The sequence below is a fragment of the Microbacterium sp. Soil_C_42 genome (genome assembly GCF_057656735.1).
This window is the reverse complement of record NZ_JBDGJU010000005.1, coordinates 111,840-127,186: the sequence shown is the minus strand read 5'-3', so window position 1 is coordinate 127,186 and position 15,347 is coordinate 111,840. Positions and strand designations below refer to the sequence as shown.

Below are 15,347 nucleotides of genomic sequence, written 5' to 3'. Positions count from 1 at the left end.
GACCGTCCAGCGCGGTTTTCGACCAAGAGGTGGTGCCGATCGGTCACGACGTCTCGCGGGCGATGAGCTCTGTGCGGGCCTTCGGGCTGGAGGTCGGGATCGGGGCGCCGTCGGCCGCGGTCAGGGCCATCTGAGCGAAATAGCGGCCGAGGCCGGCGATGTCGACGCGGACCGAACTCAGGGACGGTACGAGGAGCGCCGCGATCGGAGTGTCGTCGTGGCCGACGATCGCCACGCGCCCAGGCACCGGGATGCCGCCGCGGAGGGCGGCAGCCAGCATCCATGCCGCCACGTCGTCGTTGTACGCGACGATGCCGTCCGCGCCCGCGTCGAGAACCGTGGCCAGCTGCGTGGCGGCTGAGTCCTGATCGACGGTGACGGTCGCGACGAGTTCGACGCCGGGGGACTGCTCGATCGCGGCGAGTGCGACGCGTCGGCGCAGCTCGCCCAGTTCCGCTAGGCGGGGGTCTGCCGGCGCGGCGAACGCCAGCCGGGTGCGCCCGCGAGCTAAGAGGTGCTGCACCTGCAGGGCGGGGCCGTCGCTGAGCTCGTCGAAGGCGAAACCGTCCTCACGCGAGGTGTCGGGCACGATGTGCTCGACCCCGGCTGCGCGGAATCGCCCGATCTGCTCGCGCGAGAACGGGGTCAGACCCATGACGACATCCGGGCTGAGGGTCTCCCACAGCGGCTGTGCCTTGCCACCGACATGCGGGGTAACAGTCACCAGCGAGTACCCGGCCTCATCGAGGGCGAGGGATGCCTCGTCCAGGTTGGTGCGCAGGTTGTGGTCGAGCGGCCAGTCGGGCATCACCAGCAGCACGATCCGGCTGCGGCCGCTGGCGAGGGCGCGCGCTGCGGTATTGGCCCGGTAACCCAGGCGCTTCGCCTCGGCGAGCACGCGCTCACGGGTCGCATCCGAGATCTTCTGCCCCGGGGTGTCGTTGAGCACGAACCCAACGGTGGCCCGCGAGACGCCCAGCGAGCGCGCGACATCTGCAGCAGTGACACGCTTCGTCGCCGTAGTGCTCATGTATTCTCCCCGCCCGACTTGCACGCGCTAGCGAATTCACCGTACCATCGACGCACGCACTAGCGCGGGCTAGTTGACGGTTTACGCGGCCACTCTCTCCTGCGAGTCACACGGAGCGATCCTGGGCACCGGTGGTCGTCCCTTTCGCGCTGTCCGACAGAGAGGCGTCCTCAATTGGCTATCGAACGCACTGCCCTCCTTACCGGCGCCACCGGCAATTGGGGGCGCGCCACCCTTCACGAGTTCAGGAGCCACCCCGAGATCCGGGTCCGTGCTTTCGCGCAGCCGACGGCCCGTGACCGTGCCGTGTTGGAGGCCTTTGCCGATATGTCGAATCTCGAAGTCGTGTGGGGCGACCTCACGCATTACGAGGACGTCGCGCGCGCTATCGACGGCGTTGATGTCGTCCTCCACGTCGGCGCGGTCGTATCGCCCGTCGCTGACGAACACCCGAGGCTGGCGCATCGCGTGAACGTGGGCTCGATGCAGAACCTGATCCGCGCGATTCGCGCGCTGCCCGACCCCTCGGCAGTCGGACTCGTCGGCATCGGCTCGGTTGCCGAGACCGGCGACCGGCAGGCACCCGTCCACTGGGGACGCGTCGGCGACCCGATCCGGGTCTCGCAGTTCGACGAGTACGGGCAGACCAAGGTCATCGCCGAGAAGCTCCTGCTCGAATCGGGACTGCCGAGATGGGTATGGCTGCGTCAGACCGGAATCTTCCACCCCGGGATGCTCGAGATCCGCGACCCGATCATGAGTCACTCCCCATTCGCTGGCGTCCTCGAATGGGCATCGGCAGAGGACTCGGCGCGATTGCTCGCACGCATCGCCGGACGCGATGTTCCCGAAGAGTTCTGGTGCGGCGTCTACAACATCGGAGGCGGAGAAGGTTGGCGCCTCACCAACTGGCAACTCCAGCTCGCGATCAGCGGCGCCATGGGCGTCCGAGACGTCCGCACCTGGTACGACCGCAACTGGTTCGCAACCAGGAACTTCCATGGTCACTGGTACACCGACAGCGATCGACTGCACGAGCTCGTCCCGTTCCGTGAGGACACTTTCGATGATGCGCTCGCTCGGGCCGTCGCTACCCTGCCGCGGTCCGTTCGCTCGGCGGGGAAGGTGCCCTCGTGGATCGTGAAGCACCTCGTCATGAAGCCCCTCACACGCAAGCCGCGCGGCACCATGCATGCCATCCGTGGCGGCGTCGACGAAGAGATCCGGGCCCACTTCGGCTCACTTGAGGCGTGGAAGCAGATCGGCGACTGGACGACGTTCGAGGTGCCGGCGCCATCGCGGGTACCCTCCTCGCTCCACCACGGATACGACGAGGCCCTGCCGGGATCGGCCTGGGATGAGACCGTCTATCGTGGCGTCGCCGACTTCCGCGGCGGCACGCTCGTCAGCGAGGACGTCCCGACCGGAGCGATCGCGACCCCGTTGGTCTGGCGTTGTGGAGTCGGCCATGTCTTCGCGGCGAGCCCGCGTCTCGTACTCGTCGCCGGACACTGGTGCCCGGACTGCACGCGCGACAGCGCCACCTACGAACTCCAGGCCGAGCGCAACCCGTTCCTGGCGCAGCTCTATGAAGGAGCGGCCGCCGCACGAGTCTGAACCACACCCGATGTAGCCAGTCGCACGCCAGGCCCAGGAGGCGCGATGGCGTAACTGTCGTCGCGCCGGAGGGATCGAGGAGCGGGGGAGCAGGCCATCTTTTTCCCACCTCAATCACCCAGGGACGACCCGAGGCAACCGGATACAATCGGAGAACTCGAACCGTCCGGTTCCCTGTCAACACAAGGGAACACGAGGGTTCCGAAGACATCCGGTGAGACTCGGAAAACCGCCGATTCCTCCAAGGGGTCGCAGGTTCAAATCCTGTCATCCCGACAGAAAGAACAGAGAAGTCCCGGGAACCTCAGGGTTCCCGGGACTTCTTCGTTGGCGAAACTGCCCAGAAGTCATACCCGGGTAGGTATCCTGGAAGCCTGCGGAAGAACCGACGAGCGAGGAACTCCCATGAAGACGATCGATGCCTCCGTCTCCGACGTGGATCGCGCGGCCGACCTCCTTGCGCAGCAGCGCAAGATCGTGAACAGGCTGCGACGCGCGGAGGGCCAGTTGAGCGCGGTCATCAGGGCGGTGGACTCCGGAGCGGATTGTCGCGACATCGTTATCCAGCTGTCGGCAGTCTCGAAGGCCCTTGATCGCGCGGGCTACGCGATCGTGGCCTCGGCGATGCGCAATTGCATCGCCGATCCCGAGGACACATCGATGACCCCCGAGGAGCTCGAGAAGCTGTTTCTGACTCTGGCGTAGGGATCGTTCCCGCCCAGCGGTTCAGTGACCGAACAGCCGGGCGAAGAACCCCGTCGACGGCTCGTGGACGTGACTTTCACACCGCTGAGCTCTGGGAACTCCGCGCATGACCTGGTCAACGTGCTGTCCGCATCCCGACCATGTTGTCTTTCCGCACTTCTTGCACGTCACTGCGTAGCACATGTGCTGTCTCCTTCTGTGGTGTTGATCAGGCGAGCGTGAGGAAGAGCTTCTCGAGCTCTGCGGTGGTCAGATCGCCGTCGCCGCGTTCGGCGTCGGGTGTGGTGACGCATTCCTTCATCGCGGTGGAGATGATGACGAAGCCGGCGCGGCTGAGAGCGCCGGAGACGGCCGCGAGCTGGGTGACGATGTCCCGGCACGGCTCGTCGGCGTCGACCGCTGCGATGACCGCGTCGAGTTGCCCCCGCGCGCGACGCAGCCGATTCGAGACGAGCTTCTGAGCGTCAGACACCCTGCAGCACGCTTTCGGTCGTGAGCAGCTCCGAGGCTCGCCCGCCGAGCGCCGCGCGCAGCGTGAGGATGCCGCCGGAGAGCGACGCCGAGTCCATCCCTGCCTGACTGACCACGCGGTGAGCGATCGCGGACCGGACGCCCGAGGCGCACATCACGCGGACTGGACGTCCGACCGCCTGCTCCCGCACCTCGTCGATGCGCTCACGAAGCTCGGTGTGAGGGATATGCAGCGCGCCGGGCAGGTGTCCGGTCACCCACTCGTCGCTCCTGCGCACATCGAGGATCAGCGCTTCGTCGAGCACGTCGTCGAGATCCTCGGCGTACCAGAGCTTCAGCGTGCCGTTCAGAACGTTCTCACCGACCATGCCGGTGAGGTTCACGGCATCTTTCGCCTGTCCATACGGCGGGGAGTAGGCGAGGTCGAGGTCGATGAGCTCGTCGACGGCCATGCCTGCGCGGATGGCCGTGGCCAGCACATCGATGCGCTTGTCCACCCCCTCCGAACCGACAGCCTGTGCACCGAGCAGCCGTCCTGTGTCGGGATCGATGTGCACCACGAGATGGATCTGGCTCGCGCCGGGGAAGTACCCCGCGTGCTGGTTCGCGTGCAGATGCAGCGTGCGGAAGTCGCTCCCGGCTGCTTCGAGCGACCTCCGGTTCGCTCCCGTCAACGCGGCCGTCAGCGACCCGACTCGAACGATCGCGGTCCCGACCGGCTGAGGGATCTCGCGTGCGGTCTCGGGCCGGATGATGTCGTCGGCGACGAGCCGGCCGGCGCGGTTCGCGGGGCCGGCGAGAGCGACGGGGCGTCGAGCGCCGGTGACCGCGTCGACGCTCAACGTCGCGTCCCCCACGGCCCAGATGCCCGGGACGTTCGTGCGACCGTGACGGTCGACGATCATCGCTCCGCGTTCGCACGCGACTCCGGCTTCCTCGAAGATCGCGGTGTCGGGGCGAACGCCGACGGACATCACGATCAGATCTGTCTGGAGCTCCGTACCATCGGCCAGCACCACGGTGTCGGCATCCGGTCCGGGCTGGATCGACGTCGCTGCGACACCGACACGCAGATCGATGCCGAGTGCGCGAAGTTCCTCGGCCACCAGCCAGGCCAGTTCCGGCTCGACCGGCGGCAGCGGCTGAGGGGCCAGCTCGACGACCGAGACATCGAGGCCCTGGGCGGCCAGAGCTTCGGCCGCTTCGATCCCGATGAATCCCGCACCGAGGACCACCGCGCGGCGAGCGCCAGAGGTGACCTTCTCGCGAAGAGCGAGCGCATCCTCGACGGTTCGCAGAGTGCGCACCCTGGGCGATTCCACGCCTGGGATCGGCGGAACGAACGCCGAGGCGCCCGGCGAGAGCACGAGCGCGTCATAGGCGATCTGCTCGATTCCGTCCGCCGAGCGGACGGTGAGCGTGTGCGCATCCGCGTCGACCGAGATGACTTCGTTGCCCGGTCGAACATCCAGCGCCAGCGCTGCGCGCAGTGATGCCGGAGTCTGCACGAGGAGCTCGCGGGGGTCAGTGATCTCACCGCCGACGAAGTACGGCAGTCCGCAGTTGGCGAACGAGACGTGCGCGCCCCGCTCGAGCACGATGATCTCCGCTGATTCGTCAAGACGACGGGCGCGTGCCGCGCAGCTCATGCCTCCAGCGACTCCGCCGACGATCACGATCCTCATCGCACGACCTCCGCTTCCTGATCTGCGCGAGCGATCTCGGCACGGACGGCGTCCATGTCCAGTGCCCGGACCGCGTCGATGAGCTGGTCCAGCTGGGCAGCGTTGAGGGCCCCTGGCTGGGAGAAGACCAGAATCCCCGCGCGGAAGATCATGAGTGTCGGGATGGAGCGGATCTGGAACGTCGCAGCGAGGCCCCGCTCGCTCTCGGTGTCGACCTTGCCGAACACGATGTCGGGGTGTGCTTCCGAGGCGCGTTCGAATACCGGCGCGAATGCGCGGCACGGGCCGCACCAGGCAGCCCAGAAGTCGAGGAACACGATGTCATGGTCTGCGATCACGGCCGGCAGACCAGCCTCGCTGATGTCGCGGGTTGTCATGAGCTTATTACCCCCTAGGGTATTTTTGGAGGCAGACTTCCGCCTGCGAATCCTGGTGGTTGTGGGCGACTCTAGGGAACGACGGGCAGGCCGGTGGCTTTCGCGGCCTCGTTGATGCCGCCGGCGTCCTGCACGGCGAGATCGGCATCCTCCATGACGGATGCCGCCTGCGCTGAACGGTTTCCGGACTGGCAGTACACGACGTAGTCCGCATCCGAGTCGAGGTCGGCCACGACGTCGCCGAACGACGGTGATTGCGCGTCGATGTTGACGGCCCCATCGAGATGACCGGCCGAGTACTCCGCCGGTGTCCGGACATCGACGATGACGGTGTCCGCACCCAGTTCGAGCGCCGCCGGAGAGCCAGCGCAGCCGCTCGCGCCGAGGGTCAGCGTCAGCGTGGCGACGCCGAGACTGAGAGACCGCAGACGACTATGCCGCGACATCCGCGTGCCCCGTGCAACGCTGCTCGTCGGGCACGCCCCGAAGAGCCTCCTCGACATGCTGACCGCAACCCTCCCAGGTCGCCTTGCCGCACACTCCGCAGGTCACTCGACTGCACATGATTTCGTCCTTCCGGTTCGGTGACCCCATCCTAACATACCCCCGGGGGTATCTGGAAAGGGTGAGTGACACGCGCCGGAACGCGGGCACGGGCCGAGGGGGAATCGGCGGAGGTCAGGAGATCGCCCCAACTCTTCACAGGGGGCGCAGGTCCGGAAGACCGCCCCTCTTTCGTCTTCTCCTACGAGCGGATCGAGCGTCTCCGCCTCGCGTGGCCGACCATCCCCGCGCCCAGTAGGAGCAGGAGCCCCGCGGCCACGAGCGCGGCGGACGGATCCGCACCGGTCGGCGGCAGACCGCCGGCGGCCGGCGGAGGCGCCGCGGGGGACGTCGCCGGAGGCGTCGTGACCGGCGCCGCCGCGACGACCACGACGATCGTCAGCGCCTCGCCGGTGCCGCCGTCTTTGTCGGTCGACGTCAGCGACGCCGTGTACGTGCCCGCCGCCGCGTAGGTGTGCGTGATGGGCGGATCCGCCGGGCCGACGACCGGCCGGACCGACGAGCCGTCACCCCAGTCGACCGCGTACGTGAAGTCCGCCGCCATGTCGGCGGACGACGGGTCGTCAGCCCCGACCTTGATCGTGAACGGTGATCCGGCTGTCGCGGTCAGGGCGCCGGTCACGACGGTGTCGGGCGCCGTGTTGACCACGGCGAGGCTGGTGGTGGCGATGCTCTGCCGCGAACCGAGCGTCACGCGGAGGGCGATGGTGCGGTTCGACGGGCCGTCGTCGATGCCCACCGCCTCGAGTTGATCCCAGGTCAGCGTGGGCGCCAGGCCGCTCGCATCGTCGTAGTCGCCGTCTGCGTCGAGATCCCACTCGTATGCGGCTCCGGGGCTGGACCCCGTGCCGTCCAGGGCCACACTGTCTCCCTCGGCCACCGAGTACGGTCCGCCCGCCACCGCGACCGCAGGGGTCAGCACCTCCTGATCGACGCTCCCGCTGCTGGTGGCGTAGGCCGCCGTCCCGGAGTAGGTCGCGATGAGGGGGTGCGTGCCCACACTGAGCGTGCTCGTGGTGAGCGTCGCCATCCCGTTGGCGTCCACGGGGACGTTGAGGGCGAGCGGCGTCGCTCCGTCGGCGAACGCGACGCTCCCGCCGGCGACGGGCGAGCCGCCGGAGGTCACGGTCGCGGTGAACGTCACGGCGTCGCCGAAGACGGACGGGTTCGCGCTCGAGGTGAGCGCCGTCGTGGTGGCGCTCACGGTCGCGACCGTGAGGCACCACCCACCGGTGATCGATCCGGCGTCCCCGCTCGCGTCGTCCACGATCCACAGGCTCCAGACGCCGTTCGGGTTGCCGCCGGTGAACGTCGCCAGGGTGGTCGACCCGCTGACGGCCGGAGCGGGCGCGGGGAACCCAGCATCCGTGCCCTCTGTATCGAGGTCGGTCGGCCGGAACGTGCCCGAGACCAGCGGTGCAGGCACCGAACCGGCAGCGGCGTCGTCGAACGTGAGCGTCGCGCCGCTCACGGGTGCGATGCCGCCGGCGTCGCTCATCAGCAGGAGGTTCGTCGACGCAGCGGGGCCGGACAGCATGATGTCGAGGTCGATCGGCGCGGCGTGCGTGATCCCGTTGAGGGTCGCGGTGACCTTCGCGACCGGACCGGCGAGCCCTGACACGGTGATGTTCGACGGATAGGGGGTGGATGCTCCTGCCTGAGGAAGCGTCAACGTCCCCGGGTTGCAGAAGGTGTTCCCGGTGACGACGGTGGTGTTGTCGACCCGCTGCGACACCGAGCCGTTGCTCCCCAGGAATCCGGGACTGCCCGCGTACGTCGCGAGGATCGCGTGGGTGCCTTCGGCGAGGGTGCTCGTCGTGAGTGACGCCTGCCCCGAGGCGTTGAGTGCGACCGCGGGACCGGGGGCGGCGTTGTCCGCCAGGAACGAGACGCTCCCTGTCGTCACGGGGTTGCCTCCGGCGGTGACCGTCGCGGTGAAGGTCACCGGGTCGCCGGTCTTCGACGGGGTGCCCGACGTGGTCACCGTGGTGGTCGTCGCCACCGCGGCCTGCTCGGTCGTGATGACGAGGCTCCATCCGCCCGACATCATCCCCAGATCTCCCGTTGCGTCGTCGACGATGAACAGCTGCCAGGTGCCGTTGGGGGCGATACCGGTGAACGCTCCCGCGAGAGTCGTCTGCGCGGATGGGGCGGGTGCGGGCGCAGGGAAGGCGTCTGCGCCGCCGTCGCTGCTCGGACGATATGAGCCGGTCGGGACGCTGCCGCTCGGCACGATGCCGGCGGCGGCATCGTCGAAAGTGAGCGTCGCGTTGTTCGACGTGGTCAGCGTGTTCGGCGCGCCAACGTCCGACATCACGACCAGGTTGTGCCCGGTGGGCGCGACGACCAGCGCGTCCACGTCGTTGAGCGCCCCATGCGTGAGTCCGTGGAAGACCACCTGGACCTTGGTGACGAGCCCCGCCACGCCCGACACCGTGATGTTCGACGGATACGGGCTCGCGGGACCGGTCTGGTTCGCCGATCCCGCCGCGGGAATGGCGATCGACGCCGTGTTGCTGAAGGTCGTCGGTCCGTCCGCGCGCGCCAGCGACGGCGCGGCGACGACGCCCAGCAGTGCCAGAGCGATGGAGACGGATGCCGCGACCCCGCGTCGCGGGAGCCGTGAGCGTGAGGTCGCGCCTCGCCGCAACTCGGACCTGACCATGCTCTGCACCCCTTCGTCGGGATCCGGTGCGCTGGACCGCCGTGGGGCGAGGGTCACGGACACAGGGCTTGACGGCACCCTACGACCGGCGTGGTCCGCTTGTACAGGCCCGTGCCCGACTCGACGCAGCGGCAGCGAGGCGGTCAGCCCGCAGTCGTCAGCACGCGTGCGACGCTGTTCACCCGTGCATCCGGCGTCGACTCGTCGATGTTGACGACGGCGGGCTGGTGCTCGAGCACCTCTTCGCGCTCGTACTGCGCGTACGACATCACGATGACGACGTCGCCGGTGTGGACGAGGCGCGCGGCGGCGCCGTTGATCTGCATCACTCCCGTGCCGCGCTCGCCGGCGATCGTGTAGGTCTCGAATCGTGCGCCGTTGTTCACGTCGACGACGTGCACCTGCTCGTGCTCGACGATGTCGGCGACCTCCAGCAGATCGGCGTCGATCGTGATCGAGCCGACGTAGTTCAGGTCGCTCCCGGTGACGGTGGCGCGGTGGATCTTGGATTTGAGCAGGGTGCGACGCAAGGGAGACTCCGGGGGATAGTGGACCGAGTCCGATAATAGGACCGCCCCGACCCGAATCGTGGTCACGTGCCCGCCCGGGTAGTCTGGGGAGCGATGGGGAACACTCGTGCCGAGGCGGCATATCTGCGGGCTCTCGCGGCGTTCCGAACCCCCACCCTCGACCTTCTTCACGGCCGCTACGCGCCCTTCGTGGTCGCGGCCCTCTCGATCGTTTTCACGGTCGATCGCCCGTCGGTCGAGATCTCCGACGCGCACGCGGAGGTCGCCGAGATCCTCGACGAACTCCGTGCCGCGGGGTACGACGAGGGCGATCGCACGCTCCCGGTCGGCACCGCCCGCGAGATCTGCCGCTACTGGGTGCGGGTCGGATGGCTCGTGCCGCAGATCGACGGCGACGCCGAGGTGTACCGCCTGACCGCGCACGCGGTGGGCGCGCTCGAGATCACGGGGCGCACCGCCGGCGGCCGGACGCGCGTGTCGAAGTCACGCGTGCGCACTCTGCTCGAGGCGGTCGAGCGCCTCTCCGATCACGCCGAGACGGATCCCGCCGTCCGGATGGCCCGCCTCATCCAGGAGCGCGATGCGCTCGACGCCGAGATCGCCCGCCTCGAGCTCGGCCAGTCCGAGCCGATCGACGACGAGCAGCTCCTCGAAGAGGCCGAGAACGTCCTGCACCTGGCTCGCGAGCTCCCGGCGGACTTCACCCGCGTCGCGGAATCCATCAAGGCCATGCAGCGCGACGTCGTCGCCGACCTGCGTCGTGACGTCCGTCCGACCGGCGAGGTGCTGCGCGAGTACCTCCAGCGCGGCCAGCACGTCATGCAGTCGACCGCCGAAGGCCGCGCCTTCGCCGGCGCGCTGCGCCTGATCGGCGATCCGGAACGCATCGACAGCCTCACCGAGCAGCTGCACACGCTGCTCGCGCAGCCGTTCACGCGTCTCATGGACGGCGAGCAGCGCAAGGAGCTGGACGCCATCGGCCGCCGGGTCGAGCTCGGCGTCGAGGAGGTCCTCACCGCACAGCGCCGCGCCTCCCGCGTCATCACCGGTCAGGTCCGCACCCACGACCCGATCCGCGACCGCCAGGTCGACGATCTGCTCCGCGACGTCATGTCGGGTCTGCAGACGTGGACCCGCAGTTCCTCCTCCGATGCCCCGGTCGAGCCGCTCCGCAGCCTCCCGATGGCCGACCTCGGCCATCTGCGGCAGTCGGTGAGTGACATCCGTCCTCCCGGCTCGCCCGCGCCGCTCACCGCCGCAGACGAGGACGCGGAGTTCGCGGATGCCGACACCCGCGCGTGGGGAGGACCCCGGTACGCCGAGCTCGAGGCCTATGTCGCCGGCCTCGGCGACGAGTTCGATCTGGGCGACGCGTTCCAGGGGGCCGACGACGAGGCCCGGCGGCCGGTGGACCTCGTGGGCCTCCTCGAGATCGCCCACCGCAACGGCATGACCGAAGGCGGCGACGTGTCCGTCGTCGAAGCCCTGCGCCCCGACGGGACGACGCGACGGTTCGCGTTCGGATCCGTGACCGCTCGCACCGCGAAGGAGCACGACGATGACTGAGACCGCCACACAGGCCGATCTCGAGGCCGGCGATCTCGATGCCACCGACATCGCCGCCGAAGACGCTGCCGCGAGCGACGCGTTCATCGCACCCGCGGCGATGGAGGACGACCTCGACGAGCTCTTCCCCGGCGATCGCGGCGTGCTCGACGCCGCGGTGCGGCGCGTGTTCGTGCACGTCCTGCAGCGGCGGTTCCTCCTGGCGGACCGCAGCCGCGAGGAGTGGACGGTGCTGCTCGACAACCAGCAGCTCATCGAATCGCGCCTCAACGACCTCTTCGTGCGTCTCGTGGTCGACCACGACCGCGGCGTCGCGTACAAGCAGCAGGTGCGCTCCGACGAGCTCGAGATGCCCATCCTGCTCAGGGATGCCCCGTACACGCGCTCCGAGACGCTCGTCCTCGTGCACCTGCGCACGGTCTACCAGCGCGAGTCGGCGGCGGGGGAGCCGGCGGCCCGCGTCGACATCGAAGACGTCGAGCAGACGGTCATGAGCTACTTCGTCGATGCCGACGGCGACACCGCCCGCCGGCAGCGCTCGATCCGCAAGGCGATGGACCGGCTGGCACGCGACGGCATCGTCGACGAGGAGACCACCGGCCGGTTCCGCATCAGCCCGCTCGTCGAGATCGTGCTGAGCGCCGAGAAGCTGCGCGAGCTGCGCGACTGGCTGCGCACGCAGTCTGATCCGGCGGGCGCGGAGGGCGCAGCATCCGTCGCCGCCGTCGATGTGTTCGACGAGGCTGAAGAAGACGACGAAGACGACCTCGAGGAGACCGCGCTGTGACGATGCTCGACACGCTGTTCGGGCTGATCCCGGCGGCATCGCGCGGCCAGCAGTGGCTCGCCGAGGACCTGCAGCTCGTCAACTGGGGTGGCTACGACGGCGCGCACCGCGTGCGGTTCTCACCTGAGGCGACCCTGCTGTGCGGTGGGTCGGGCTCGGGCAAGTCGACGCTCATGGACGCGTACATCGCGCTCATGATGCCTCACACGACGCCGTTCAACGGCGCGTCCAACGGGGGAGTGACCGGGCGTCCGCGCGGCGACGAGCAGCGCAACATCCTCTCTTACGGACGCGGCAAGCTCGACGAGTCGCGCACCGACGAGGGCACGAAGATGCGCGTGCTCCGCGGCGACGGCGAAGACACGTGGACCGCCGTCGCGATGACGTGGATCGACCACGACGGGTCCCGCTTCACCGCCGTGCGCGCGTGGTACATCCCGGCCGGCGCGCGCGTGCTCGAAGACACCGTGCGCGTCCGCGCGACGACGGACCGGGCGTTCGATCTCAGCTCACTCCAGGAAGCCGCCGCGCTGCGCCTCTCCGACCTCTCGATCCGCAACGCCGGGCTCGACCCGGTGGGCACCGATCGCGAGTTCTCGGCGCGGCTGCACGCGGTGCTGGGGATCGGCGCCGCGGGCGCGGGGGGCAAGGCGATGAGCCTGCTCGCCCGCATCCAGGCCGGCCAGCAGATCACCACGGTGGACGACCTGTACAAGCGTCTCGTGCTCGAAGAGCCCGAGACGATGACCACCGCCGACGCCGTCGTCGCGCACTTCGACGGCCTCGAGAGCACGCGCATCCGCATGCTGACGGCGCGCCAGCAGGTGAGCGCACTCGAGCCCATCGGCGAGCTGCGCGAGAAGATCGCGGCGGCGCTCGAGCGCGTGAGGCTCATCGACGAGGTCGGCGAGTTCTCGGACCCGGCATCGCTGGCGACGCTCTGGCGCGCCGATCGGCGACTGGGCATGCTGCGCGAGGTCGAGACCGAACTGCGGGACCGCAAGAACGCCGCCGACATCACGCTTCGCGAAAAGCGGGCGCTGGCCGACGCCGCCGAGGCGGAGCGCGACGGTCTCGTCGAGGTGCTGCGACTCTCGGGCGGCGATCGCCTCGAGACCGCCCAGCGGGAGCTGCGCGAGGTCGAGCGGCGGCTGACCGCGACGCAGACCCGCCGCGCGGGCTTCGACGCAGACCTGCGGGCGATCGGCGAGGATGCGGCCACGCAGGCCGAGTTCGCCGCGCTGATCGACCGCGCCCGCGAGAGCCTGGCCGACCGCGATGCGAAGGGCGGCGTGCGGGCCGAGTACGCCGAGGCGATCTCGGCGGAGAAGTCCGCAGCACGCGAGATCGCCGAGCTTCAAGCCGAGGTGCGGCGGGCGAGCGGGCTGCAGGGCAATATCCCGCGGGCGCTGCACGAATCGCGCGAGCTCGTGGCGCGCGCGGCCGGCATCGACGTCGAGGATCTGCCGTTCGTCGGCGAGCTCGTCGAGGTGCGCACGGAGTTCGAGCCGTGGCGCGAGGCCTTCAACCTCGCGCTGGGCGGTTTCGCCACAACGCTGCTCATCGACGTGGAGCATCTCGGGCGGTTCCGCACGGCGATCGACTCCGTGCGCACACCCGCGCGGCTGCGCTACGAGGGGGTTCACGCCGGACTCGACGAGGCGGACCTGCGCGACACGACCACGCTGCCCGGTCGCCTGGACTACCAGAGCACGCCGTTCACGGGCTGGCTGCAGGAGCGTCTCGCCGACCGCTTCGGCTTCGTGTGCGTCGATTCCGCAGCCGGTCTGTCGCAGCACCGCATGGCGCTCACGATCACCGGCCAGATGTCGCAGGGCAGTCGTGGTGCGCACGGCGGCCACGGCCGCGAGAACGTGCTCGGCTTCTCCAACGACCGGCGGCTCGCCGACCTCGCGCGGCAGCTCGACGACGCCCGTGCGCAGCTCGAGCGCGCGACGGAGGACCGCACGCGGGCGGATGCCGCGCTGGACGCCGTCGACGCGCGCTTCGCCGTGTACGCCAAGGTCCGCGATCTCACCTGGGAGCAGGTCGACGTCGCCGCCGTCACGGCCGAGCGGGACCGTTGGCTCGCCGTGCAGGACGACGTGACGGCATCCCATCCCGAGATCGCCCGCGTGCAGGGGCAGATCGCTGCGGCCAAGGGCAAGGCGGCGCGCCTGCGCGAAGAGATCGCGCGCACCGTGGTCGAGCGCGAGCAGATCGAGTCGCAGTGGAGCGACGTCATCGACGACGTCGACGCGGACCAGACGGTGATCGATGCCGCGGAAGACGCGGGACGGATGCTGCGCCCCGAGCAGATCGCGTTCCTCGACGAACGCTTCCGCCTGACCGAGGCGTCGCGGCCGGCGAGCGCATCGGACGCGCTGGCGGGTTTCGTCGCCGCGCTCACCACCGCCGCGCAGCGACTGACCGAGGATCGCCGGGCTGCCGCCGAGTCGCTCGAGCAGCAGCGCGACAGCGTGCGGCGGATCATGGTGGGCTTCCTCGAGCGCTGGCCGAACCCGAACCTGCTGCCCGACCCGGATGAATCGGTCGACGACTTCGAGCGCATCCTCGAGGCGCTCCGAACGAGCGGGCTGCACGAGCTCGAGGCCGAGTGGCGCGACAGCCTCCTGAAGCTGTCGGGCAACGACCTCACCAATCTGGACTCGACGCTGAGCCGCTCGATCCGCGAGATCCGGGACCGCATCGAGCCGATCAACGAGATCATGCAGGACCTGCCGTTCTACGACGACGATCACCGGCTGCAGATCACGACGCGCGAGAACCAGTCGGAGGCGCGGCGCCGCTTCCGCCGCGAACTGCGCGAGGTGCGTGCGCTCATCGAGGCGGCGTCGTCCGACGAGGAGCGCGAGCAGGTGTACCGGCGCATGTCGAAGCTGATCGGCCACATGCGCCGCTCGTCGCCCGACTTCGGCGATCTGATCGACGTGCGCAACCACGTGCGGGTGAGCGCCGAGCGCGTCGACGCCGCGACCAAGCAGCATGTCGCGCTCTACGACCACATTGGCGAGAAGTCCGGCGGCGAGTCGCAGGAGCTCATCGCCTTCATCGTCGGTGCGGCCCTGCGCTATCAGCTCGGCGACGCCGGTGCGGTGCGTCCGCGCTATGCCCCGGTGTTCATGGACGAGGCGCTGATCAAGGCCGACGCGCACTTCACCAAGCGCGCGATCGGCGCGTGGCGCGGCCTCGGCTTCCAGCTCGTGATCGGTGCGCCGAACGACAAGTACAGCGCGATCGAGCCGCACGTCGACGTCGAGTACGACATCCTCAAGGACACCCGCGGCCGCTCGTGGGCGAAGCCCAAGGTCGGCCTGCGGGGCTGACCC

At 69.2% G+C, this 15,347-nt stretch carries 14 protein-coding genes; 5 read left to right on the top strand and 9 right to left on the bottom strand.

Annotation, left to right across the window (positions count from 1 at the left end; all coding sequences use genetic code 11):
• Positions 1 to 43: 43 nt before the first annotated feature.
• Positions 44 to 1,030, bottom strand: coding sequence for a LacI family DNA-binding transcriptional regulator (locus AC3A46_RS05360; protein WP_487664164.1), 987 nt, complete (start codon positions 1,028 to 1,030; stop codon positions 44 to 46).
• A 174-nt stretch (positions 1,031 to 1,204) separates the two neighbouring features.
• Here AC3A46_RS05360 and AC3A46_RS05355 point away from each other — a divergent pair, with 174 nt between their 5' ends.
• Together AC3A46_RS05355 and AC3A46_RS05350 are read left to right on the top strand one after the other, a co-directional pair.
• Positions 1,205 to 2,647 (top strand): NAD-dependent epimerase/dehydratase family protein, encoded by a 1,443-nt coding sequence (locus tag AC3A46_RS05355; RefSeq protein WP_487664163.1) that lies wholly within the window; start codon positions 1,205 to 1,207, stop codon positions 2,645 to 2,647.
• Positions 2,648 to 3,052: 405 nt separating this feature from the next.
• Positions 3,053 to 3,352: a metal-sensitive transcriptional regulator gene (locus AC3A46_RS05350; RefSeq protein WP_487664162.1), complete on the top strand. Its 300-nt coding sequence runs from the start codon at positions 3,053 to 3,055 to the stop codon at positions 3,350 to 3,352.
• Between the two features lie 21 nt (positions 3,353 to 3,373).
• Here AC3A46_RS05350 and AC3A46_RS05345 read toward each other — a convergent pair whose 3' ends face one another.
• The 8 genes from AC3A46_RS05345 to panD all read right to left on the bottom strand — a co-directional run bounded on the left by AC3A46_RS05345 (position 3,374) and on the right by panD (position 9,644).
• The gene (locus AC3A46_RS05345) at positions 3,374 to 3,535 is read right to left on the bottom strand and encodes a hypothetical protein (protein WP_487664161.1); all 162 of its coding nucleotides are present in this window, start codon (positions 3,533 to 3,535) and stop codon (positions 3,374 to 3,376) included.
• Positions 3,536 to 3,560: 25 nt separating this feature from the next.
• Entirely contained in the window at positions 3,561 to 3,824 is a 264-nt protein-coding gene (locus AC3A46_RS05340) for a metal-sensitive transcriptional regulator (protein ID WP_487664160.1), read from the bottom strand.
• On the bottom strand, positions 3,817 to 5,508 hold the full coding sequence (locus tag AC3A46_RS05335; RefSeq protein ID WP_487664159.1) for an FAD-dependent oxidoreductase: 1,692 nt from the start codon (positions 5,506 to 5,508) through the stop codon (positions 3,817 to 3,819). The genes AC3A46_RS05340 and AC3A46_RS05335 overlap by 8 nt, the downstream gene beginning before the upstream one ends.
• On the bottom strand, positions 5,505 to 5,885 hold the full coding sequence (locus AC3A46_RS05330) for a thioredoxin family protein (protein ID WP_487664158.1): 381 nt from the start codon (positions 5,883 to 5,885) through the stop codon (positions 5,505 to 5,507). Before AC3A46_RS05330 ends, AC3A46_RS05335 begins: the two co-directional genes overlap by 4 nt.
• 71 nt (positions 5,886 to 5,956) lie before the next feature.
• Positions 5,957 to 6,331 (bottom strand): rhodanese-like domain-containing protein, encoded by a 375-nt coding sequence (locus AC3A46_RS05325; protein ID WP_487664157.1) that lies wholly within the window; start codon positions 6,329 to 6,331, stop codon positions 5,957 to 5,959.
• The gene (locus tag AC3A46_RS05320) at positions 6,318 to 6,449 is read right to left on the bottom strand and encodes a hypothetical protein (RefSeq protein WP_487664156.1); all 132 of its coding nucleotides are present in this window, start codon (positions 6,447 to 6,449) and stop codon (positions 6,318 to 6,320) included. The genes AC3A46_RS05325 and AC3A46_RS05320 overlap by 14 nt, the downstream gene beginning before the upstream one ends.
• 181 nt (positions 6,450 to 6,630) lie before the next feature.
• Complete coding sequence (locus AC3A46_RS05315; RefSeq protein ID WP_487664155.1) at positions 6,631 to 9,114, bottom strand: Ig-like domain repeat protein; 2,484 nt, start codon at positions 9,112 to 9,114, stop codon at positions 6,631 to 6,633.
• Positions 9,115 to 9,257: 143 nt separating this feature from the next.
• Complete coding sequence (gene panD, locus AC3A46_RS05310) at positions 9,258 to 9,644, bottom strand: aspartate 1-decarboxylase (protein WP_487664154.1); 387 nt, start codon at positions 9,642 to 9,644, stop codon at positions 9,258 to 9,260.
• A 93-nt stretch (positions 9,645 to 9,737) separates the two neighbouring features.
• Here panD and AC3A46_RS05305 point away from each other — a divergent pair, with 93 nt between their 5' ends.
• Genes AC3A46_RS05305 through AC3A46_RS05295 form a run of 3 tightly spaced genes read left to right on the top strand, consistent with a single transcriptional unit; the run spans position 9,738 to position 15,344 of the window.
• Positions 9,738 to 11,210, top strand: a complete 1,473-nt coding sequence (locus tag AC3A46_RS05305; protein ID WP_487664153.1) for a DUF3375 domain-containing protein — start codon at positions 9,738 to 9,740, stop codon at positions 11,208 to 11,210.
• Positions 11,203 to 11,997 (top strand): DUF4194 domain-containing protein, encoded by a 795-nt coding sequence (locus tag AC3A46_RS05300; RefSeq protein ID WP_487664152.1) that lies wholly within the window; start codon positions 11,203 to 11,205, stop codon positions 11,995 to 11,997. The genes AC3A46_RS05305 and AC3A46_RS05300 overlap by 8 nt, the downstream gene beginning before the upstream one ends.
• Positions 11,994 to 15,344, top strand: a complete 3,351-nt coding sequence (locus AC3A46_RS05295) for an ATP-binding protein (protein ID WP_487664151.1) — start codon at positions 11,994 to 11,996, stop codon at positions 15,342 to 15,344. Before AC3A46_RS05300 ends, AC3A46_RS05295 begins: the two co-directional genes overlap by 4 nt.
• The last annotated feature ends 3 nt before the right edge of the window (positions 15,345 to 15,347 follow it).

Excerpts from the sequence above, each read along its gene's own strand:
- AC3A46_RS05345 (WP_487664161.1), bottom strand. The coding sequence starts at position 3,535 with ATGTGCTACGCAGTGACGTGCAAGAAGTGCGGAAAGACAACATGGTCG.
- AC3A46_RS05350 (WP_487664162.1), top strand. The coding sequence starts at position 3,053 with ATGAAGACGATCGATGCCTCCGTCTCCGACGTGGATCGCGCGGCCGAC.
- AC3A46_RS05325 (WP_487664157.1), bottom strand. The coding sequence starts at position 6,331 with ATGTCGCGGCATAGTCGTCTGCGGTCTCTCAGTCTCGGCGTCGCCACG.
- AC3A46_RS05305 (WP_487664153.1), top strand. The coding sequence starts at position 9,738 with ATGGGGAACACTCGTGCCGAGGCGGCATATCTGCGGGCTCTCGCGGCG.
- AC3A46_RS05320 (WP_487664156.1), bottom strand. The coding sequence starts at position 6,449 with ATGTGCAGTCGAGTGACCTGCGGAGTGTGCGGCAAGGCGACCTGGGAG.
- AC3A46_RS05360 (WP_487664164.1), bottom strand. The coding sequence starts at position 1,030 with ATGAGCACTACGGCGACGAAGCGTGTCACTGCTGCAGATGTCGCGCGC.
- AC3A46_RS05315 (WP_487664155.1), bottom strand. The coding sequence starts at position 9,114 with ATGGTCAGGTCCGAGTTGCGGCGAGGCGCGACCTCACGCTCACGGCTC.
- AC3A46_RS05300 (WP_487664152.1), top strand. The coding sequence starts at position 11,203 with ATGACTGAGACCGCCACACAGGCCGATCTCGAGGCCGGCGATCTCGAT.
- AC3A46_RS05330 (WP_487664158.1), bottom strand. The coding sequence starts at position 5,885 with ATGACAACCCGCGACATCAGCGAGGCTGGTCTGCCGGCCGTGATCGCA.
- AC3A46_RS05335 (WP_487664159.1), bottom strand. The coding sequence starts at position 5,508 with ATGAGGATCGTGATCGTCGGCGGAGTCGCTGGAGGCATGAGCTGCGCG.